The organism is Aequorivita sp. CIP111184, assembly GCF_900489465.1.
In the GTDB taxonomy this organism is placed as follows: Bacteria; Bacteroidota; Bacteroidia; order Flavobacteriales; family Flavobacteriaceae; genus Aequorivita.
This window is the reverse complement of the sequence record NZ_UEFQ01000028.1, coordinates 66,605-87,919: the sequence shown is the minus strand read 5'-3', so window position 1 is coordinate 87,919 and position 21,315 is coordinate 66,605. Positions and strand designations below refer to the sequence as shown.

Here is a 21,315-nt window from a genome sequence, read left to right as displayed (position 1 = left end):
TTTTTAAAATCCTTTTAACTACCATTTAACAAAAAGCAGTTACGGACTCGGCTACATTTGTTGATTAACTTAATTGATGGTGCGATTGTTTAAAAAAATACTTCTTCTCTTATTGGTTACCTTTCTATTTTCTTGTAAAAGCAAGGAAGAAAATGTTACGGAAACAACTTATATAAGTGGTCAAATTGTAAATCCAACACTCGATTACATTATCTTTTCCAAAGGAAGCAGCATCCTAGATACCGTAAAACTTGATTCCAATAATTTCTTTCACTATAAAACAGATAAAATAAAGCAGGGGCTTTATTCCTTTAAGCATAATGAATCCCAAGTTTTCTTTATTGAACCAGGCGATAGTTTATTGATGCACTTAAATACTATAGATTTTGACGAATCTCTTGCCTATTCAGGTCAAGGTGGCGAACAGAACAATTTACTGATGGATCTTTATTTGAGGAATGAAACCGAGAACCAAAACTTGCCCAAATGGTATGGCCTTTCAACTAAGGATTTTGAAAGCAGAATAGATTCCTTAAAAGATATTAAAACCGCAGAGTACAAACAGTTTATTGAAAATAATGAAGTTGCTGATGAATTTAAAAAAGTTGCTCTTGCAAATTTAGAATACGACTATTATTCCAAAAAGGAAATGTATGGTGCCGCCAACAGAAGCAAACCCGAAAAACTTGGCGAAAATTATTATAATTATAGAAAGAATATAAACTTTGCTTGGGATGAGCTTAAGTTTTATTACCCATACTATCGTTTTATGAACCGTTATTTTGAAAATGTGGTCTCTTCAGAATTCGACATAAAAACTCCTGTAGACCGAAATTCATTCAAATATAACTATCGAAAAATACAGATTATTGATAGTGTTGTAACTTCAGATTCTATTAAAAATAATCTGTTACGCCTTAACGCGATGTATTATTTGCTCAACGCAAAAGATTCTGAGGAAGAGCGCAAGTTTTTTGAAGCCTTTTCAAAAATGAATACGAATAAAAAGAATCTTGAGGAAATGAGCAAGATTTTTAATGCTTCTGTAAAACTTACTGCAGGAAACGCAATCCCCACCATTCAGTTAGTAAGTACCGAAAATATTGTTAAGGATCTACAAAGCCTTATTAGTAAACCTTCCGTGCTTTTCTTTTGGTCTTCGCAATCTACAGTTCAGTATAAAAAAATACACAACCGCGCAGCTGAATTAAAGTCAAAATATCCAGAATATGATTTTTTTGGAATAAATACAGACACTCATTTTAAAAAATGGCGCCAAACCGTAAATAGATCTGGATATAATCCTACCACCGAATTTCAGCTAGAAAATCTAATGGATGCCGACAAGAAACTTGTTTTAAATTCTATGAACAATGTTTTTATTTTGGATAAAAACGGAGTAATTCTTGAAGGCAAAACAAATATGTTTAACACCAATTTTGAAGAATTACTACTTGGTTATTTGAACAGATAGCTAACCAGGTTTACCAAATTACTTGACCGTTAGTTGAGCTGAACCGAATCCAAATTAATTGCCCTTTTTATAATCTTCCAAGAATTGTTTTAAACCACTATCGGTTAACGGATGCTTCAATAAACCTTCAATAGATGAAAGGGGACCAGTCATTACATCGGCCCCGATTTTAGCACAGTTAATAACGTGCATGGTGTGACGGATAGAAGCTGCAAGAATTTGTGTTTCGAAACCGTAATTATCATAAATCAAGCGAATATCTGCAATCAGTTCCAGTCCGTCGGTTGAAATATCATCTAATCTTCCTATAAATGGTGAAACGTAGGTGGCTCCGGCTTTTGCAGCCAATAACGCTTGTCCTGCGGAAAACACTAGCGTACAATTAGTACGGATGCCGTGGTCTGTAAAATATTTTATTGCTTTTATGCCTTCTTTAATCATCGGTACTTTTACTACAATTTGTGGGTGAAGTTCTGCCAGCTCCTCCCCTTCTTTTACCATTCCTTCAAAATCGGTTGCAATTACCTCTGCAGAAACATCACCATCAACAATGTTGCAGATATCTACGTAGTGTTTCAAAATATTGTTGCGGCCGGTGATGCCTTCCTTTGCCATCAACGATGGATTGGTGGTAACGCCATCAAGCACACCCAAATCTTGGGCTTCGCGAATTTGATCAAGGTTTGCGGTATCGATAAAGAATTTCATAGGTAGGGTTTAAAATTAATTGTTGTAAAAATAGGGAAGAATAGTTGGAGGAAATAGCGTTGTTGAAAAAGATTAATAAATTGGAGAAATAAAAATCTATTCAGGTTTTAAAGAATTATTCTGTTCAATAAAACGATCATCTTTTTTCCAAATATAAATGGGCATTTTCACTATACTCACAAAAATTAATAGAATAGTCCAATTCCCTTTAGTGTTTGCATCAATATTTTTGAAAGTCCAAATTCTATAAATTAAGAACTATAGAGTGGGGAAATATACTACACTAACAACAAGATTTTGATACTCAAACGGAATTATATTATTAGTTATCCAACGAAAAAAAATAACATCATAAAATGTTATCATACATCAACCCTAGCAAATATGCTAATGTTAAAAGTAATTTTATATAAATTTTCATCGTTTTCTTACTTTAACCCATAATGCTTCAAAAGCATACGCTCGTAAACATTATCGGGTAAAATACGTTTTAAGACAATGGAGAATTTCTGTAACGAGGAACCAACTTTATAGTGAATTTTTGGATTTGGAGTCTCTATTATTTTATGGACTGCCTTTGCCATTTCCAAAGGATTACCGCCATTATCTACATGCTCGTTCATCATTTTCAGCGTGTTGCCGTAGTCTTTTTGATAGGGTGAGTTTTCTAAAACAGGCGCGTGGTATCGCCCAGCGGCAATATTAGTAGCAAAATCGCCCGGAGCTACATTGGTCATTTTTACACCAAATTGCAATGTCTCCATGCGCATGGCTTCAATGGTAATTTCCAAAGCAGCTTTACTGGCAGAATAAATTCCGCGGTAAGGAAGTCCCATATAACCGGCAATGGAGGTAATATTTATAATATGTCCAAAACCTTGTTTGCGCATTTGTGGTAATACGGCCTTAATCACGTTTATAGGTCCGTGAAAGTTGGTTTGAAAGGCATTTTTTATTTCGCTTTCGGGAGTTTCTTCAATTGGCCCTGTTATCCCGACACCGGCATTGTTGATTACAACATCTATCTTTTCAACTTTGCCCAGTATTTCAGCAACAACAGCGTCAATGGACTCGGTTTCGTTAACGTCCATTTTTAATAGGGGAAAGACAGAATCTACTATTTTTTCAGGGTTTCGGCTTGTTCCAAATACTTGATAGCCTTTTTCGGAAAGATATTCGCCAATGGCTTTCCCAATTCCTGAAGAACCACCCGTAATGAGTACTGTTTTTGGCATAAAAGGTTGTTGAAAAGCAAAGGTGCGCTTATGTGGTGGGTTTTCCAAATAGTTTTTTGAAAAAGAGTCAAGAAACAAAAGCAAAGATAAATTTAAAAAAACCGAAAAGTCTTGAATCTAGCAGCGAAGTGGTCTTTAGTCTTAGTTCTTTTAAAAAGGAAAGTTTGGGGTACAAAAAATGGCAAGCTACCTACATCACACCGCTACGACCATTTACCTTTGCTGCGTTCCCGCCCTGGAGGATTCAACAGGAGCTGGTTGTGTAGGACTTGCCGCTGCAAAGATAAGGTTTTTTGAAGTTTTTGCAAGTATTTTCATAGTTCAATTTTAATAAATACCTTGCAGGAAATTTATTATTAGCTATGAAAATTTATAACGTTTTAGTTCCTACCCTTTTAGTGCTTTTAATGGCTGGCTGTGGAAATAATTCTGAAGAAAAAAAAGATAGTTTTTTATTGGAAATTAAAAATCCGAGGAAAACCTACACCACAGAAGATGCACTCAATGTTTCTTTAATCAATAAAAAAAATATTGAAACCGACTCTGTTGTTTATTTTTTGAATAAAGATAGAATCGATATTTCCGGAAATACCATTTCCCTTTCGGGGAAAAAACTCGGCGAAAAAACTTTATCAGCTAAAATATACAGTGATGGCGAAGAGTTTGAAGCTTCAAAAAACATAACTATTCTTTCTTCCATAAAGCCGAAACTTTATACCTATAAAATTCTGGAAACCTATCCGCACGATATAAAAGCTTACACGCAGGGCTTGGAGTTTGAAAATGATACTTTATATGAAAGCACAGGGCAGTATAAAGAATCATCCCTTCGCAAAACAGATTATAAAACTGGGGAAGTATTGCAAAAAGTAGCATTGGCCGACACCTATTTTGCTGAAGGTTTAACAATTCTAAACAACAAAATCTACCAACTAACTTGGCGGGAAAACACTGGTTTTATTTATAACCTAAAAACAATGGAACAAACCGGAACCTTTGTTTACGGTAACAGTCGCGAAGGTTGGGGCTTGTGCCACGACGCCGAAAAAAACATTTATAAAAGCGATGGTACAGATAGAATTTGGACCCTAAATTCAAATACGCTTGCTGAAAAAGATTATATCGAAATATTTACAAACACCAGTAAAATAAATAGTGTAAACGAACTGGAATGGGTTGACGGAAAAATATACGCCAACGTTTACCAACAAGGTTCTATAGCTATAATAGATCCGTCAAATGGTGCCGTGGAAGGTGTTATAGACCTTACAGATTTAAAAGATAAAGTTACACAACACCCTGAATTGGACGTTCTCAATGGAATAGCCTATAATGGTGAACCGAACATACTTTATATTACAGGTAAAAACTGGGACAAACTTTTTAAGATTGAGATTATTCTGAAATAAATCAAAAATCTACAATCGTTAATCTACAATCGTTAATCCTTTTCCCTCATCGAAATGACCGCTTTACTCAAAAGCGGTTTTTTCATGGTTTGATATTTGATTTCTTTGAATCATTAAAACCATCAGATCATGAAAAAATCCATTGTAATAAGAATTCCAGAACCTTGTCACGAAGATTGGGTTAAAATGACAGCCACCGAAAAAGGGAAATTCTGTAACGTCTGCACCAAAGAAGTTGTCGATTTAACTTCAAAAACCGATGAGGAATTGGTGAAAATTCTTACCAGAAACAAAAACACTTGCGGTAAGGTGAAAAAATCACAGTTAAACAGAGAAGTGAAACTGGAACGCAAAAACGGACAAAGTTTTGCTCCTCTTGCAGCATCAATGCTTCTTCCGCTAGCGCTTTTTTCAAATAATCCAAAGAACGATTCCAATTCGCTTTCAGACAAACCAATGGTTTCTATGGGTATTGGCAGATTCAGTAATTCTATTGACAGAATGCAAATTGTTACTGAAGGAATTGTTCACGATGAAAATGGAAACCCTTTAAGGAACGTGGAAATTGCTTCAAATGAAACAAAAATACGCGAATGGACCAATAAAAATGGGGAATACCGTATTATAACTTTGGATAATGAAAGACTTACGTTCAATAAAGAAAATTATGAAAAACAGGAAATACGTGTGAGAAATAAATCGGAAAAAGTAAATATCCTTTTGAAATCAACTCTGGAAGAAGTTGCAATAACAGAAATGAAATACGTAACAATGGGTATGATTGCGTATGTACCGGAGGTAGAAGAACAACAAAAAGATTCTATTTCTGTAATTACAAAAGGAAACGTTACAGACGATACAGGTTTACCGCTTCCTGGCGCAAATGTAATTATTAAAGGAACCTCCAAAGGAACACAAACCGATTTTGATGGTAATTATCAAATTGATACCAAACCTGGCGATGTTTTGGTTTTTAGTTATATAGCTTTTGAAACAAAAGAAGTAACTGTTTCGAATATCTCAAATTTAATTGACGTAGAACTTGTAGGGGAAATAATGGGTGATATGGTTACTGTTACGGCTGGTGGAATTTATTGGGAAAGATATTATGATTACGAACCTTCAAAAGATCCAGACTGGTACGAAAAAGCAAAGCAAGCCTATAAAAACACGCTCAAATTTATGAAGATAAAACAACAACAACGCAAAGCTGAGCGAAAAGCAAAACGTAATAATAAGTAATCTGCTTTCATAAAACTTATTTCCATTACAATAATTAGCTACATAAAAAGTTATATTTTTACCAAAATTTAACATTAATGAGGTATTTATACGGATTGGGCATTTTGTGCTGCCTTGTATTATGGAGTTCTTGCCGCAATGATTTTGAAACCGTTGCCAGCACTGGAAATTTGGAGTTTTCAAAAGATACGGTATATCTGGATACAGTTTTTTCAAACATTGGTTCGAGCACCTATAATCTAAAAGTTTACAACCGAAGCGACGAAGATATCAATATCCCTTCCGTTCGTTTAGGTCAGGGTGAAGCTTCCAATTATCGATTGAATGTAGATGGAATACCGGGTAGAGTTTTTGAAAATGTTCAGGTCTTGGCAAAAGACAGCATATTTATCTTTGTTGAAACTACATTAGATATAAATAACTTGCCTACAAACGCTAATGATTTTCTTTATACCGATCAAATCCTTTTTGATACTGGAGGCAATCAACAGAAAGTTGAATTGGTAACACTTGTCAAAGATGCAGTATTTCTCTATCCAGCACAATTGAGTGATGGTACTTTAGAAACACTGAACCTAGGAGTAGATGAAAACGGAGAAGATGTTCTTATTGAAGGTTTCTTTTTAGATGATACCGAACTTACCTTTACCAATGAAAAACCCTACGTTATTTATGGGTATGCCGCTGTCCCTAGCAATAAAACGCTAACTGTTGAGGCTGGAGCGCGTGTACATTTTCACAACTCGAGTGGGATTTTAGTAGCTGAAAATGGCTCAATGAAAGTAATGGGACTACCAAGTAACGATCCCGAAGCGATGGAAAACGAAGTGATTTTTGAAGGTGATCGTTTAGAGCCTAGTTTCGCTGATATTCCCGGACAATGGGGTGCTATTTGGTTTACACGTGGAAGTGTTGACAATGAATTCAATTATGCTACTATTAAAAACAGTTCTGTCGGTATTCTTTTAGAAAACAGTCCGTTGACGCTTAAAAATGTACAGATTTACAACAATGCAAATATTGGATTATTGGCAAGAACTGGTGTTATAGAAGGAGAAAATATAGTTATAAACAACAGCGGCCAGTCGTCTTTGGCAATCCAGTTGGGTGGAAGTTATGAGTTTAGACATAGTACTTTTGCAAATTACTGGACCAGCAGTTTCCGATCTTTCCCTGCTGTTTCCCTTGACAATACTTTAGAGACAGAAAGTGATATATTTGTAGCGGATTTGATAAAAGCTAATTTCACAAACTGTATTATTTATGGTAATGAACGCCGTGAATTTTCATTGAACCAAAATATAGGGGCAGCTTTTAATTTCAACTTTAAAAATAGTTTGGTTCGTTTTGAAGATCCAACCGGTGAATTTGATAATGAACCATTATACGATTTTACTAACAATGCGCTATATACCGCTACTAAATTTAATTTAGACCCTGTTTTTCAAGATACGCAATTGAATAATTTTAATATCGAAACCGGCACTTCTGGGGCGGAAAACATTGGTGTTTTTCTTACAAATCCACCATCCATTCTCAAAGATTTAAACGGAGTTAATAGAAGTAATCCTTCTGATGCCGGAGCGTACGAAACCACAGTGTTCCCCGAAGATTAATAAAAAATATATCAATAAAAAACCCGTCCAAAATGACGGGTTTTTTATTGACAAAATTTATTGGAAGTTATGAGGCTTTCAAAAATTTTAGTTTCGTTTTAGTTTTTAAAATCTACACGTTGAAGAGAAATAGTTATGTGGCCATTTCCATTTTATATTAACCTATCATAAATCCATTAGTAGTCAATCCTTCCCTCTTTATCTTCCCACTTTTTGAAAACTTTTCTACCTTCTTCTCTGTCCAGATTTATAAACTTGATATTTCTATTTTCTATATTCTTATCAAGTTCATCATAAATGAAATGGTCATCGAAGCCTATTTCCGCCGCATCTTCTTTTGTACACGCATAATAAACTGCTTTGGGCCTGGCCCAATAAATGGCACCCAAACACATTGGGCAAGGTTCGCAGGAGGTGTAAATAATACAATCATCCAACTGGAAAGAATTAAGTTTATCACAAGCTTTCCGAATTGCGACCACCTCAGCGTGCGCAGTGGGATCATTACTAGAAGTTACTTGATTGAAGCCTTCAGCAATTATTTCACCATTTTTAACTATCACTGCGCCAAAAGGACCGCCAGCGTTTGATTCCATTCCTTTTTCTGAAAGTTCAATGGCTCGTTTTATAAATTGAATGTCTTTATCAGTAATCATTTTACTAAATTTATTTACTTTTCTGTTATTAAAAATTATTGAGCAACCAGTAGTTTCATGCTTCCCAAAGCGCCATGTAAAAGTAAAACAGAAGTTTTCATCACAATAGACTTTAAAAATAGTTAATTTGAAAACAAAAGAAGCTCTTCGCCATCTTCGTATTTATAGGTGCCAATTTCCATAAGGCCTAATTTTTTAAGAAGCTTTATAGAGGAAATATTTTCGGGTAAAACTATCCCAACTATGGTTTGTATTTTTAAATTTTCCGCAGCAAATTGCAGTACCGCTTTTGCAGCTTCAAATGCGTAACCTTTTTTTCCGAATTCAGCTAAAAAAGCAAAACCCACATCAGGAAAATTTAGGTTCTCTCTTTTGTATAGTCCTGCAGAACCGATAGTTGTTCCATCTTCTTTTATTGACACCAAATAGGGTCCAAAACCATGTTTTTCATAACTGCTTATATAATTTTTAAGCATATAATTTTCAGCATCTTCAATAGAATTTATATTTCTATCACCGATGTTTTTTAACCAGCCTTCGCTATTCATTAATTCAAAAATGAAGGGAGCATCTTTTAAAGTATACTCCCTCAATTCAAGTCTTTCGGTTTGAAACATTTTCAATTCTTAAAAAGTGGTAATCCCGACATCATTTCGGTTACTTTTTCAGCGATACTTTCTAATCTGGCATCATCGTCATGATGCATTATCACTTCATCTATCAAATCCACTATTTTTTCCATATCCTTTTCCACCAATCCACGAGTGGTTACTGCCGCGGTTCCAACACGGATTCCACTGGTTACAAAGGGCGATTTGTCATCAAACGGAACCATGTTTTTATTTACGGTTATATCTGCTTTGCCCAATGCATCCTCAGCATCTTTGCCAGATATATTTTTATTTCGAAGGTCAATAAGCATCATATGATTATCTGTTCCTCCAGAGATAATATCGTATCCTTTTTCAACAAATTTCTGTGCCATCACCGCAGCATTTTTCTTCACCTGAACCATATAATGAAGGAAATCATCAGTCAAAGCTTCACCAAACGCAATTGCCTTTGCAGCAATAATATGCTCTAATGGACCACCTTGGTTACCTGGAAAAATTGCACTATCCAAAAGGCTGCTCATTTTTTTAAGGTTTCCATTTTTTAGTTTTTGTCCAAAAGGATTGTCAAAATCTTTACCCATTAAAATCATTCCACCACGTGGGCCTCGTAAAGTTTTATGGGTAGTTGTAGTAACAACGTGGCAATGTGGAAGCGGGTCACCAATAATTCCTTTCGCAATTAAACCAGCGGGATGGGCAATATCAGCAAACAGAATGGCGCCAATTTTATCGGCAATTTCACGGAAACGTTTGTAATCAATTTCCCTAGAATAAGCCGAAGCTCCTGCAATAATCATTTTGGGCTTTTCTCTTAAAGCAATTTCTTCCACTTTGTCATAATCAATTCGTCCCGTTTCTCTATCAACACCATAAAAAACTGGTTCGTAAAGTCGGCCTGAAAAGTTTACGGGAGAACCGTGGGTTAAATGCCCACCATGCGAAAGATCAAACCCTAAAAATTTATCTCCTGGTTTTAAACAAGCTGCAAAAACAGCTGTATTTGCCTGCGAACCACTGTGTGGTTGAACGTTTGCGTATTCAGCCCCGAATAAAGTTTTTGCGCGGTCAATAGCTATTTGTTCTACTTCATCCACCACTTCGCAGCCACCATAATATCGTTTCCCTGGGTAACCCTCGGCATATTTATTTGTTAAAACGGAACCCGCAGCTTCCAATACTTGGTCGCTTACAAAATTCTCTGAAGCAATAAGCTCCAGACCGTTTAATTGGCGTTGTTTTTCGTCTTCTATTAGTTCAAAAATTTGTTCGTCGCGTTGCATAATATCTGTAAAAGTTAATTAAATCCAAAAATAGTAATTACATTCGGTAACTATCATGAAATATATATATTTGATGAAGAATTTTACTAACAAAAACTAGTTGAAAACAAAGCATTACAGTTAATTAATTTATTGATTTTAAACAATTTGAATTATTTTACTTAGTTTTATTTTCAACAACAAAATAAATTTTTGACATGCCAATAACTGCTAACGACCCCAAACGTAAAACATGGCTCGACACAGCGCCGGATACAGATTTTCCAATTCAAAATATACCTTTTGGCGTTTTTTTGACGCGCGATGATATTATAACCATCGGAACCCGGATTGGTGATTACGCCATTGATCTTGGCGCTCTGCACCAATTGGGTTATTTTAAAGGAATTGAACTGACTGATGATATTTTTCTTCAAGACACTTTAAACGATTTTATAAGTGACGGAAGGAAAACGTGGCGACTTGTAAGAAACCGAATTGCTGATATTTTTGATAACGAAAATCCAGAGCTTCGCGATAATAAAGACCACAGAAAACATATCCTCTTTACTTTGGATGAAGTTGAAATGCAGCTGCCCGTACAAGTTGGAGATTATACCGACTTCTATTCCAGCAAAGAACACGCAACCAACGTGGGGACTATGTTCCGCGGAAAAGAAAACGCCTTAATGCCCAATTGGCTTCATATTCCCGTAGGTTATCACGGAAGAAGTTCATCAATCATTCCAAGTGGCATAAACGCTAGAAGACCCTGGGGGCAAACAATGCCCGACGGCGCGACCGAACCAGTTTTCGGCCCTTCAAGATTGGTTGATTTTGAATTGGAAATGGCTTTTATTACTACTGATGCAAACGTATTGGGTGAACCAATTCCCGTAAATGAAGCTGAAGAATATATTTTTGGATTGGTTCTTTTCAATGACTGGAGCGCAAGAGATATCCAAAAATGGGAATATGTTCCACTTGGACCATTCTTGGCGAAGAACTTTGCTTCGTCCATTTCTCCGTGGATTGTAACGCTGGATGCCCTACAACCTTTTAAAGTAGAAGGTCCAAAACCTGAAATGGAGCAATTGCCCTACCTTCAGTATAAGGGAAAGAAAAGCTATGATATAAATTTGGAGGTTTACATTTGTCCAGATAATGGGGATGAAAACAAAATTTCTACTTCAAATTTCAAATATATGTATTGGAATATGGCGCAACAATTGGCCCACCATACCATAAATGGCTGTAACGTAAACAGTGGCGATATGATGGGAAGTGGAACCATTTCAGGACCAACCCCAGATTCATATGGCTCAATGTTGGAACTTACTTGGCGTGGTGAAAAACCCATTAAACTTTCCGATGGGTCTGAGCGCAAATTCATCAATGATAACGACACCGTTATTTTGAAAGGTTTTTGTGAAAACGAAAATGTACGTATTGGTTTCGGCGAATGTCGCACAAAACTTTTACCAGCCAATAAAAATTAAAATTGGCATCACTATTGTATTTTAGCCTTCATAATCAAATCAATTTGTTATGAAGGCTTTTTACTTACTCCTCTTCACTGCTCTGTTAAGCATTTCTTGCAACAGTGTTAAACGCACCCAAAACTTTGTTTCACAGGGTAATTATGATGAAGCCATAGATCTAGCCGTCAAAAAACTTCAAAAAGATAAAGACGCAAAAGAATATGATGCCCACATCAGGCTTTTGGAAGAAGCATTTTTGAAAGCAAAGGACGAAAACAACCGACAAATTGCATATTTGAAAAGAGAGAACAGTCCTGCAGGAGCAAAAGAAATTTATTATACGTATTTAGACCTTGAAGCACGCCAAAATTTAATTCGTCCATTACTTCCTCTTTATAGTAATGAAATGGGACGCAAAGCAAACTTTGTTTTTTCCGATTATTCCAATGATTTGTTGGCGGCGAAAGATGCATACGTGGGATCTTTGTATCAAGAGGCCATTGTTTATATGCAACGTAACACTAAAGAGGACTATAGAAGCGCCTTCAATGTTTTATGTGAATTGGATGAAGTACAGCCAAATTACAAAGACGTTTTCCAACTAAAGGAAGACGCACACTTCCAAGGAACTGATTTTGTTTTTGTAACACTCAACAATCATACTGGGCAATTTATACCTTTCAGATTAGAACAGGATCTCCTTGATTTCAATACCTATGGTTTGGCCGATTTTTGGACCGAATATCACAGCAAACGTGAAAATGGAATTAATTATGATTTTGGAATTGACCTCAACTTTCAAACGATTCAAATTTCACCTGAGCGAATTTCGGATAGACAATACACTCGAAGACAACGTATTCAAGATGGTTTTGATTACAGACGCGACCGTGCCGGAAACATTGTGCGCGACAGTCTTGGCAATCCAATTAAAATTGAAAGATATAAAGATGTTTCCGCCGTTATTACTGTTACTACGCAGCAAAAAAGTGTTTTTGTTGGAGGAACAGTTGTTTATAAAGATGTAAACCGAAGAAAACAATTAAATAGCTTCCCCATTTCTTCAGAATTTGTTTTTGAAAATATCTTTGCAAAATATCGGGGCGACGAACGCGCCCTTACCGGTGATGATCGAAGAATCTTGAGCAACTATTTTATACCTTTCCCCAACAACGAACAAATGGTGTTTGACGCAGGAACTGATATAAAAGAAAGGTTTAAAGAAATTTTACGGGATAATTCCCGCTAGATTTTAAATAAATTTCTCCAAGTGTGAAGCTTCAATAGAATGGTGCGAATCATGGTGAACCACTGCCCCATTTTTAATCACGATCATTTGTGGGCTTTCGTGATTTACTTTAAAACGTGAGGCAATTTCATTTGAAATATCGCGATTCTGAATAAGATCGAGATAATAAAGTTTGAGTTGCTCGTCTGTAAGATTATAATTTTTCTCTAATAATTTTAATACCCCTCTGCTAATTCCACAACGGGTAGAGTGTTTAAAAATAGCTATTGGTTTGGTTTTGGATTCTTCAACTATTTCATCCAACTGATCCATTTTACCCAAAACGTGCCACGGCACTTCCACTATCTCTTCTTTTGCAATGTCTCTCGGTGTTTTGAATATATCTAAAAATCCCATAGTTTATTTTTTTTTACAAAACTACATTATAGAAAGACAATATTCTCTCAAAGAAATTATAAAAGGTGAATATTTTAAACGGTCAAAATGTCTGTTAAAACAGCTGTTTTAGCAGACATTTTGTCTTATCTTTAATGTGGCTTTGTATTTGCTTTTCAACAAGCAGCACCAATCAACATAAACACGGGGCGGAGATCAAGGGAATAATTCTAAAACAAAAATCTTTTTTATATATGAACTTTAACAACTTTACAACTAAAAGCCAGGAGGCCATCCAACAAGCGCAGCAAATTGCGCAAGGATTTGGCAACCAACAGATTGAAAACGAACACATCCTTAAAGCTATTTTTGAGGTTGATGAAAACGTAACGCCTTTCATTTTAAAGAAACTAAATGTAAATCTTTCCACTCTAAAGCAGATTCTTGATAAGCAACTAGAAAGCTTTCCGAAGGTTTCGGGGGGTGATTTAATGCTTTCGCGTGAAGCAAACAAAACAGTACTTGAGGCAAGCAATATCGCTAAAAAGATGGGCGATGAATATGTTTCCATCGAGCACCTTTTATTAGCTATTTTAAATTCAAAAAGCGGAATTGCACAAAGCTTAAAAGATCAAGGTGTAACCGAAAAAGGAATGAAAGCCGCCATTCAGGAATTGCGCGGTGGCGAAAAAGTTACCTCCCAAAGCGCTGAGGAAACCTATAATTCCCTAAATAAATATGCCAAAAACCTCAACCAACTTGCCCGCGATGGAAAATTGGATCCCGTGATTGGGCGTGATGAAGAAATTAGGAGAATCCTTCAAATTCTTACACGAAGAACAAAAAACAACCCGATGTTAGTAGGTGAGCCGGGAACTGGAAAAACTGCAATTGCAGAAGGTTTGGCACATAGAATAGTTGACGGCGATGTACCCGAAAATTTACGAACCAAAGAGATTTATTCTTTAGATATGGGCGCATTAATTGCAGGGGCGAAATACAAAGGTGAATTTGAAGAACGCCTAAAAGCTGTAATCAAAGAAGTAACTTCAAGTGAAGGCGATATTGTTCTTTTTATTGATGAAATCCACACGCTTGTTGGTGCCGGTGGCGGCCAGGGTGCAATGGATGCGGCAAATATTTTAAAACCCGCACTTGCCCGAGGCGAACTTCGTGCGATTGGCGCAACAACCCTAGATGAATATCAAAAATATTTCGAAAAAGACAAAGCTTTGGAACGACGTTTCCAAAAGGTAATCGTGGACGAACCCGATACCGAGAGCGCCATATCTATACTTCGTGGTATTAAGGAAAAATATGAAACCCACCACAAGGTGCGAATCAAAGATGAAGCGATTATTGCCGCCGTAGAACTTTCAGAAAGGTATATTACAAACCGTTTTCTTCCAGACAAAGCAATCGATTTGATGGACGAAGCTGCGAGTAAACTTCGAATGGAAATTAATTCCAAACCTGAGGAACTTGACGTTTTGGACAGAAAAATTATGCAGCTTGAGATAGAAATCGAAGCCATAAAACGTGAAAAAGACGAAACGAAATTAAAATCACTTTACGCAGACCTTGCCAATTTAAAAGAAGAGCGCAATGAGATGAATGCAAAATGGCAAAGTGAAAAAGAGGTTGTAGACAATATTCAAAGCCTAAAAACACAAATTGAAGAGTTTAAACTGGAAGCCGAACGCGCTGAACGGGATGGTGATTTTGGAAAAGTTGCCGAACTGCGCTATGGAAAAATAAAGGATGCACAGGAAGCCTTAAGCAAACTAGAAACCCAACTTGCCGAGAACGACGAAGGTACTTCTATGATTAAAGAAGAAGTAACTAGAGAAGACATTGCAGATGTGGTAGCAAAATGGACCGGTATTCCTGTAACTAAAATGCTGCAGAGTGATCGCGAAAAACTACTGACTTTAGAAGACCACCTTCACAAACGTGTGGTTGGACAAAATGAGGCTATTGTGGCAGTGAGTGATGCAATACGCAGAAGTCGCGCAGGATTGCAAGATGAAAAAAAACCTATTGGTAGCTTTCTTTTCCTTGGAACAACCGGGGTTGGTAAAACAGAGCTTGCAAAAGCCCTTGCAGAATATCTATTTGACGATGAAAACGCTATGACTCGTATTGACATGAGTGAATATCAGGAACGTCATAGTGTAAGCCGTTTGGTAGGTGCACCTCCAGGATATGTAGGCTACGAGGAAGGCGGCCAATTAACCGAAGCTGTTCGCCGCAAACCGTATAGTGTTGTATTGTTAGATGAAATTGAAAAAGCCCATCCCGACACTTTCAACATATTATTGCAGGTTTTGGATGAAGGCAGATTGACCGACAACAAAGGTCGTCTTGCAGATTTCAAAAACACGATTATCATTATGACCAGCAATATGGGAAGCCAAATAATACAAGAGCGGTTTGAAACCGTTAAAGATCCTGAAACCGCAATGGAAGGCGCAAAAGTAGAAGTACTTGCATTACTAAAACAAACAGTTAGACCAGAGTTTTTAAACCGTATTGACGACATTATTATGTTTACACCTCTTTCTAAACAAGACATTCACAAAATTGTGGAGCTTCAACTGAAAGGTGTTTCCAAAATGTTACTGAAACAAAACATCGTGCTAGATGCCACCCCTGAGGCCATCAGCTATCTTGCCGAAAAAGGCTTTGACCCGCAATATGGAGCAAGACCTGTAAAAAGAGTGATACAGCGCGAAGTGCTAAACGAGCTAAGTAAAGAAATACTTTCCGGAAAAGTTACCACAGACAGTATAATCCTGTTGGATAGTTTTGACGACGCACTTGTATTCAGAAACCAGGAAGATTTGGTAGAGTAATTTAGATAATTTAAAATAATAAACCCCCAAGCAAACACTTGGGGGTTTATTATTTTAAATTCTAAGCTAGGCGTTAAAACATTACAAGCAATTGATTGCAGGCTAGTAATCTTCTATTTCTCCATCTCCCTCAAAATACCAACAATCGAATATTATTTTATCTTGCTGAATATAGTTTTGAAATGAATTTGTTCTCCATTACTCAATAATAATTCTTTTAGTAACTGAACTATTATCCGCAGTAACCTTAACCATATAAACCGCAGGAGCTAACTGAAGGTTCAAATTAATATTTTTTTCTGAGTATTTATTCTGAAAAACTTGTTGCCCAAGTGTATTGAATACTGCCACAGAAGATTCTACACTTCTAGGCAAGTTGATGTTTACATTTCCATTTGAAATGCTTGGATAGATATTAAAATCAAATTCTGTAACATCTGAAAGACCCAAAGTGCATTGCATTACAGGTGGCTCAAACCCAACAGGGAAAGTATTTTCATAAGTCTCTACCCCAGCAATTGGCCAAATGTCATTATTTAACATGATATTTCCTGGACCTATCAAACAAAAGGTTGGGTAAAGATTGACTCCAAAATTAGAGTCTACAGCAGGACCACCGCCTTCATTGCTAACAGCGGGAGCATGGTTAAAAGGACCGCCATGGTCTATTTCATACTGTCTCACTCTATCATTATCATCACTTCCGTTATTAACAGAGAGACAAAAAACATCGCCTTCATTACATCCATACTTATCGAAGAACTCATTAAATGTAGGGGCTGAATTTTGACAAGGAACACAATCTACATAGAAGAAATCGAGCCATACATATTTACCATCTGCAATAAGAGAATATAGATTGTACTCATTTCCATCAATATCGGTAACTGTAAAATCATCTACCACATCACCCACTTGATAGTTGGCTGTTTGGGCATTTGCGAAAATGGTAAAGAATAATAGAATAAGTGTAATTTTTTTCATGATGTTGAAGTTTTTAGGTTTAGTATTACGAAGTTATGTAAATGCTTCATAAAAAGATAATTAACAATGGTAAAATTTAATTTTTCAGTATAAAAAAAGACCCATCAAAACTTCAACTATTGAAATTTTGATGGGTCCGGCTTCAAATAAAGCGGTACTTAAAGTTTAGCTTAAAATTACCACTTGTCAATTTGGTCTTTCAATTGTTCTTTAGATTTGCCTGTCTTCTCTTGAAGGCGACCAAGTAATTCGTCTGATTTTCCTTCAGCATACATCAAGTCATCATCAGTAAGGTCTGCATATTCTTGCTTGAATTTACCTTTTACTTGTTTCCATTTTCCTTTAAATTGATCTTCGTTCATAGCTTTTTTGTTTAAGTTAAATTAATTTTTATTTTTCGTTTTATAAAGGTACTGCGGAAAACCACCTATTTATAATAATGAAATATTAAAGATTCCGCTGTTTTAGTTATAACTTTGCTAATATGTCTTAAAATATGTTATTAAAACTAAATTACATGAAACGCTTCCTATTATTAATAGTACTCCCTCTCTTTACATTCTGCGGTCAAAAAAAAGAAGCCGATAAAGAAACACAAAACGAAACTGAGGTTGAAGCTGTAAGCACAATCTCTACAGCAAATTACCACGCCACCTATTATTTAATCCGCCATGCTGAAAAAGTAAGGACAGACCCAAATGACCAAGACCCAAGTTTAGATATTAAAGGCATGATGCGCGCTAAAGGCTGGGCAGCCTATTTTGAGCCTATCAAAATTGATAAGATATACGTAACAAAATACATGCGTACCAAACAGACTGCTTCCCTTATTTCGCAACAAAAAATGGTCTCTCCTACCCGCTATGACCCTAATACAATATATTCCGAAACTTTTTTAAGAGATACTAATGGCAAAAATGTTTTGATCGTGGGTCACAGCAACACTATTCCGCAGTTAGTAAATCAACTTATTGGTGAAGAAAAATTTAAGGATATGGATGACAATGATAATTCCACTCTTTTCAAGGTGACAATTAATGGGAATGACAGAAAAATTGAAACCATTACGGTAGAATAATTTCATTATTCAATATTAATTGTACATTCTCCAGAATTCATTCTATTTTTGCACCTATGGCAATTCAGAAAACCGTAAAAATAAAAAACCGTAAGGCCAAGTTTGAGTACGAGATCCTCGATACTTACACTGCAGGAATTGTACTGCGCGGCACAGAGATAAAAGCCATCCGCGAAGGAAAGGCCTCAATTGCCGAAAGTTTTTGCGAATTTAGCAACAGTGAACTTTTCGTGATAAACATGACCGTTCAAGAATACAGCCACGCCACACATTTCAGCCATGCCCCCAAAAGTGAACGCAAATTGCTCTTAAACCGCAGCGAATTGAAAAAGTTGGAAAAAGAAGTAAAAAACAGCGGCCTTACCATTATACCTTTGGTCCTCTTCACCAACAGCAAAGGTTTGGCAAAGGTGGACATCGCCCTTTGCAAGGGAAAGAAAGAATATGACAAACGCGAAGTAATAAAAGAGCGAGACTCCAAAAAGCAGCTCAGCAGAATTAAGAAGGCGTTTAATAATTAATTCATAAAAATTTTACTGGCACACAACGTTTTGGTATTTTGGTTCGTAAATAACCAAAGTAGCGAGTGTTCTCTTTTATGAAAAAAATTCTATTTGCTTTTCTATTCCTTTCAACCTATTTACTTCATGCCCAAATTATCGGAAAAGTAACCGATACCAAGGGCCAGCCCCTGCCCTACGTAAATATTTACCTTCAGAATAGCTACATCGGGACTACCACTAATGACGATGGAAATTATTCTTTAAATGCTTCCGAGAAGAATGAATATATAATCATATTTCAATTTTTAGGGTATAAAACGCTAACTAAAACAATTTCCCCAACGTCATTTCCCTTTATTCTGAATGTTTCCCTTGAAGAAGAAACCACAAGTTTGGATGAAGTGGTTGTAAATACTTCCGAAGATCCCGCTTATCGCATCATCCGCAAAACTATCGCACAGCGAAAGGAAAATCTTGACAAACTAAGCGAATATAAAGCAGATTTCTACTCCCGTGGCCTTTGGCATGTTAAGGACGTTCCCGAAAAAATTATGGGCCAAGAAGTGGGCGATTTTGATGGAATGCTAGATTCTACCCGTACCGGCATTATTTATCTCTCTGAAACCATTTCTGAGATTGCATATCAAAAACCGGATAAGTTTACCGAAAAAATTATCGCCAGCAAAGTGAGCGGAAACGATAACGGCTTCAGTTTCAATAGTGCTCAGAGCGCAAACATTTCTTTTTATGAAAATACTGTAGAGCTAAACGCTGCTTTGGTTTCACCCATTGCGAATAATGCCTTTAGTTATTACAACTACAAACTGGACGGCGTTTTTTACGAAGGACCAAAATTAATCAACAAGATAAAAGTTATTCCAAAACGTCCCAACGACAGGATTTGGAACGGCTATCTTTATATCGTGGAAGACGATTGGCAGCTTTATGGGGTGGAGCTTTCCACAACTGGCTCTGCAATACAAGTACCTTTTGTAAGCAATTTGATGGTGAAGCAGAATTACAAATTTGACTCGAATAATGATTTTTGGGTAAAGATTTCACAGACTGTGGATTTTGGTTTTGGTGCTTTTGGAGTTACTGGTGATGGGCGATTTATAGCTGTTTACAGCAATTATAACTTTAAGCCAGAGTTCAACAAAAAATCATTTACAAATGAAGTACTTTCCTTTAAGCCCGAAGCCAACAAAAAGGACAGTCTATTTTGGAAAGGCAGTCGCCCCGTGCCGCTTACCGACGAGGAATTAAAGGATTATATAAAGAAAGACAGCATTCAGACTCTAAGAAATTCAAAGCCCTACTTAGATTCGCTTGACGCAAAATCGAATAAACCAGGATTTCTAAGCCCGCTTACTGGATATACCTTCAAAAATTCATTTGAGAAATGGTCTGTGGGTTATGAAGGTCCTCTTCAAAGCATCAATTTCAACACAGTGCAGGGCTGGAACAGCAAGGCAGGGTTGACGTTTAACAAATGGTATGACGATAACCAAACCAACACACTTTCCGCAGCTGTTAGCGCAGATTATGGAATTGCGGAAGACAGGCTTAGATTTACGGCAAACATTATTCGGAATTTTAATTGGACAAATAAATTACGCCTATCACTTTCCGGCGGTAGCAAAGTCGCTCAGTTTAACGATACGGAGCCAATTTCCCCATTGATAAATACTTTTGCCACACTTTTCTTTGAACGGAACTATATGAAGCTGTATGAGCTTAATTTCGGACGAATAGGCTACAGTCAAGAAGTTTTTAACGGACTCCATCTTTATGCCGCCGTGGCCTATGAAAATCGCAAGCCGCTTTTTAACAATACGGATTATGTAACTATTCCTTTTGATGATGTTCGCTACACAAGCAACAATCCACTAGCTCCCAACGATTTCAGCAACGCCGCAATAACAGAGCACAACATTGTGAAAAGCAAGGTTCGAGCGCGAATAAACTTCGCCCAAAAGTATTTTTCAAATCCTGATATGAAATTCAATATTGGCGATGACAAATATCCTGAGTTGAACCTTTCCCTTGAAAACGGAACCGCCATCACTGAAAGCCAGTATGATTACACACAATTTGAAGCAAGCCTCAATCAATCTATTTCACTTGGAAACAAAGGCCAGTTTTATTATAACTTGAAAGGTGGAACCTTCGCTAATGGCGAAGGAATTTCGTTTATAGATTATAAACACTTCAACGGAAACCAAACGCGGGTGGGCACTTCGCCTAATTACACCAATGTTTTTAATTTGATGCCGTATTACCAATTCAGCACAAACAAAAGTTATTTTGAAGGACATTTGGAACACGATTTCCGCGGTTGGATTTTAGGGAAAATTCCCGGAATCAATCAATTAAATCTCAACCTAGTTGCAGGTGCACATTTTTTAAGTACCGAAGAACGAAAACCATATTCCGAATTTTCCGTAGGTATAGACAATCTTGGCTTTGGAAAATTTAGATTGCTTCGCGTAGATTATGTACGCTCCTATTACAACGGCGGCAGTGATGGCGCATTTATTTTTGGACTGAAGTTTTTAGATCTCTTAGGCTTATAAT

18 protein-coding genes and 1 other RNA gene are annotated in these 21,315 nt (G+C 36.6%); 10 read left to right on the top strand and 9 right to left on the bottom strand.

Annotated features, from left to right (window positions below):
• Positions 1-76: 76 nt before the first annotated feature.
• On the top strand, positions 77-1,474 hold the full coding sequence (locus AEQU1_RS13270; protein WP_111881865.1) for a hypothetical protein: 1,398 nt from the start codon (positions 77-79) through the stop codon (positions 1,472-1,474).
• Positions 1,475-1,528: 54 nt separating this feature from the next.
• Here AEQU1_RS13270 and fsa read toward each other — a convergent pair whose 3' ends face one another.
• From fsa to ffs, 3 genes are all read right to left on the bottom strand, one after another.
• Positions 1,529-2,182, bottom strand: coding sequence for a fructose-6-phosphate aldolase (gene fsa / locus AEQU1_RS13265; RefSeq protein WP_111881864.1), 654 nt, complete (start codon positions 2,180-2,182; stop codon positions 1,529-1,531).
• Between the two features lie 428 nt (positions 2,183-2,610).
• A complete protein-coding gene (locus tag AEQU1_RS13260; RefSeq protein ID WP_111882062.1) occupies positions 2,611-3,417 on the bottom strand; it encodes an SDR family oxidoreductase in 807 nt (268 codons plus the stop codon).
• Between the two features lie 176 nt (positions 3,418-3,593).
• Positions 3,594-3,692, bottom strand: an RNA gene (gene ffs, locus AEQU1_RS13255) — signal recognition particle sRNA small type.
• Between the two features lie 87 nt (positions 3,693-3,779).
• Between ffs and AEQU1_RS13250 the strand changes: the two genes are divergently transcribed.
• From AEQU1_RS13250 to AEQU1_RS13240, 3 genes are all read left to right on the top strand, one after another.
• Positions 3,780-4,826, top strand: coding sequence for a glutaminyl-peptide cyclotransferase (locus AEQU1_RS13250; RefSeq protein WP_111881862.1), 1,047 nt, complete (start codon positions 3,780-3,782; stop codon positions 4,824-4,826).
• A gap of 129 nt (positions 4,827-4,955) precedes the next feature.
• Positions 4,956-6,068 (top strand): carboxypeptidase-like regulatory domain-containing protein, encoded by a 1,113-nt coding sequence (locus AEQU1_RS16345; protein WP_258455301.1) that lies wholly within the window; start codon positions 4,956-4,958, stop codon positions 6,066-6,068.
• 77 nt (positions 6,069-6,145) lie between these two features.
• On the top strand, positions 6,146-7,684 hold the full coding sequence (locus tag AEQU1_RS13240; RefSeq protein WP_111881861.1) for a hypothetical protein: 1,539 nt from the start codon (positions 6,146-6,148) through the stop codon (positions 7,682-7,684).
• A gap of 176 nt (positions 7,685-7,860) precedes the next feature.
• Here AEQU1_RS13240 and AEQU1_RS13235 read toward each other — a convergent pair whose 3' ends face one another.
• The 3 genes from AEQU1_RS13235 to glyA all read right to left on the bottom strand — a co-directional run bounded on the left by AEQU1_RS13235 (position 7,861) and on the right by glyA (position 10,234).
• Positions 7,861-8,340: a nucleoside deaminase gene (locus tag AEQU1_RS13235; protein ID WP_111881859.1), complete on the bottom strand. Its 480-nt coding sequence runs from the start codon at positions 8,338-8,340 to the stop codon at positions 7,861-7,863.
• Positions 8,341-8,462: 122 nt separating this feature from the next.
• Positions 8,463-8,957: a GNAT family N-acetyltransferase gene (locus AEQU1_RS13230; protein WP_111881857.1), complete on the bottom strand. Its 495-nt coding sequence runs from the start codon at positions 8,955-8,957 to the stop codon at positions 8,463-8,465.
• Positions 8,958-8,959: 2 nt separating this feature from the next.
• Entirely contained in the window at positions 8,960-10,234 is a 1,275-nt protein-coding gene (gene glyA, locus AEQU1_RS13225) for a serine hydroxymethyltransferase (protein WP_111881856.1), read from the bottom strand.
• A gap of 197 nt (positions 10,235-10,431) precedes the next feature.
• On the opposite strand from glyA, the gene fahA reads away from it, so the two are divergent.
• Together fahA and AEQU1_RS13215 are read left to right on the top strand one after the other, a co-directional pair.
• Positions 10,432-11,712: a fumarylacetoacetase gene (fahA, locus tag AEQU1_RS13220; protein ID WP_111881854.1), complete on the top strand. Its 1,281-nt coding sequence runs from the start codon at positions 10,432-10,434 to the stop codon at positions 11,710-11,712.
• Positions 11,713-11,761: 49 nt separating this feature from the next.
• Positions 11,762-12,943 (top strand): hypothetical protein, encoded by a 1,182-nt coding sequence (locus AEQU1_RS13215; protein WP_111881852.1) that lies wholly within the window; start codon positions 11,762-11,764, stop codon positions 12,941-12,943.
• A 3-nt stretch (positions 12,944-12,946) separates the two neighbouring features.
• Here AEQU1_RS13215 and ytxJ read toward each other — a convergent pair whose 3' ends face one another.
• Positions 12,947-13,339 (bottom strand): bacillithiol system redox-active protein YtxJ, encoded by a 393-nt coding sequence (gene ytxJ / locus AEQU1_RS13210; RefSeq protein ID WP_111881851.1) that lies wholly within the window; start codon positions 13,337-13,339, stop codon positions 12,947-12,949.
• 233 nt (positions 13,340-13,572) lie between these two features.
• Here ytxJ and clpB point away from each other — a divergent pair, with 233 nt between their 5' ends.
• Positions 13,573-16,173 carry an ATP-dependent chaperone ClpB gene (gene clpB, locus AEQU1_RS13205; protein WP_111882059.1) on the top strand — a complete coding sequence of 867 codons (2,601 nt, stop codon included), beginning with the start codon at positions 13,573-13,575 and terminating at the stop codon, positions 16,171-16,173.
• A gap of 198 nt (positions 16,174-16,371) precedes the next feature.
• Here the strand turns inward: clpB and AEQU1_RS13200 are convergent, their stop codons facing one another.
• Together AEQU1_RS13200 and AEQU1_RS13195 are read right to left on the bottom strand one after the other, a co-directional pair.
• Positions 16,372-17,157, bottom strand: a complete 786-nt coding sequence (locus AEQU1_RS13200; RefSeq protein ID WP_111881849.1) for a T9SS type A sorting domain-containing protein — start codon at positions 17,155-17,157, stop codon at positions 16,372-16,374.
• Positions 17,158-17,333: 176 nt separating this feature from the next.
• A complete protein-coding gene (locus tag AEQU1_RS13195; protein ID WP_111881848.1) occupies positions 17,334-17,519 on the bottom strand; it encodes a CsbD family protein in 186 nt (61 codons plus the stop codon).
• 155 nt (positions 17,520-17,674) lie between these two features.
• Here AEQU1_RS13195 and AEQU1_RS13190 point away from each other — a divergent pair, with 155 nt between their 5' ends.
• From AEQU1_RS13190 to AEQU1_RS13180, 3 genes are all read left to right on the top strand, one after another.
• Positions 17,675-18,235 carry a histidine phosphatase family protein gene (locus tag AEQU1_RS13190; protein WP_181566776.1) on the top strand — a complete coding sequence of 187 codons (561 nt, stop codon included), beginning with the start codon at positions 17,675-17,677 and terminating at the stop codon, positions 18,233-18,235.
• A 56-nt stretch (positions 18,236-18,291) separates the two neighbouring features.
• Complete coding sequence (gene smpB / locus AEQU1_RS13185; protein WP_111881845.1) at positions 18,292-18,756, top strand: SsrA-binding protein SmpB; 465 nt, start codon at positions 18,292-18,294, stop codon at positions 18,754-18,756.
• Between the two features lie 77 nt (positions 18,757-18,833).
• A complete protein-coding gene (locus tag AEQU1_RS13180; protein WP_111881843.1) occupies positions 18,834-21,314 on the top strand; it encodes a DUF5686 and carboxypeptidase regulatory-like domain-containing protein in 2,481 nt (826 codons plus the stop codon).
• The last annotated feature ends 1 nt before the right edge of the window (position 21,315 follow it).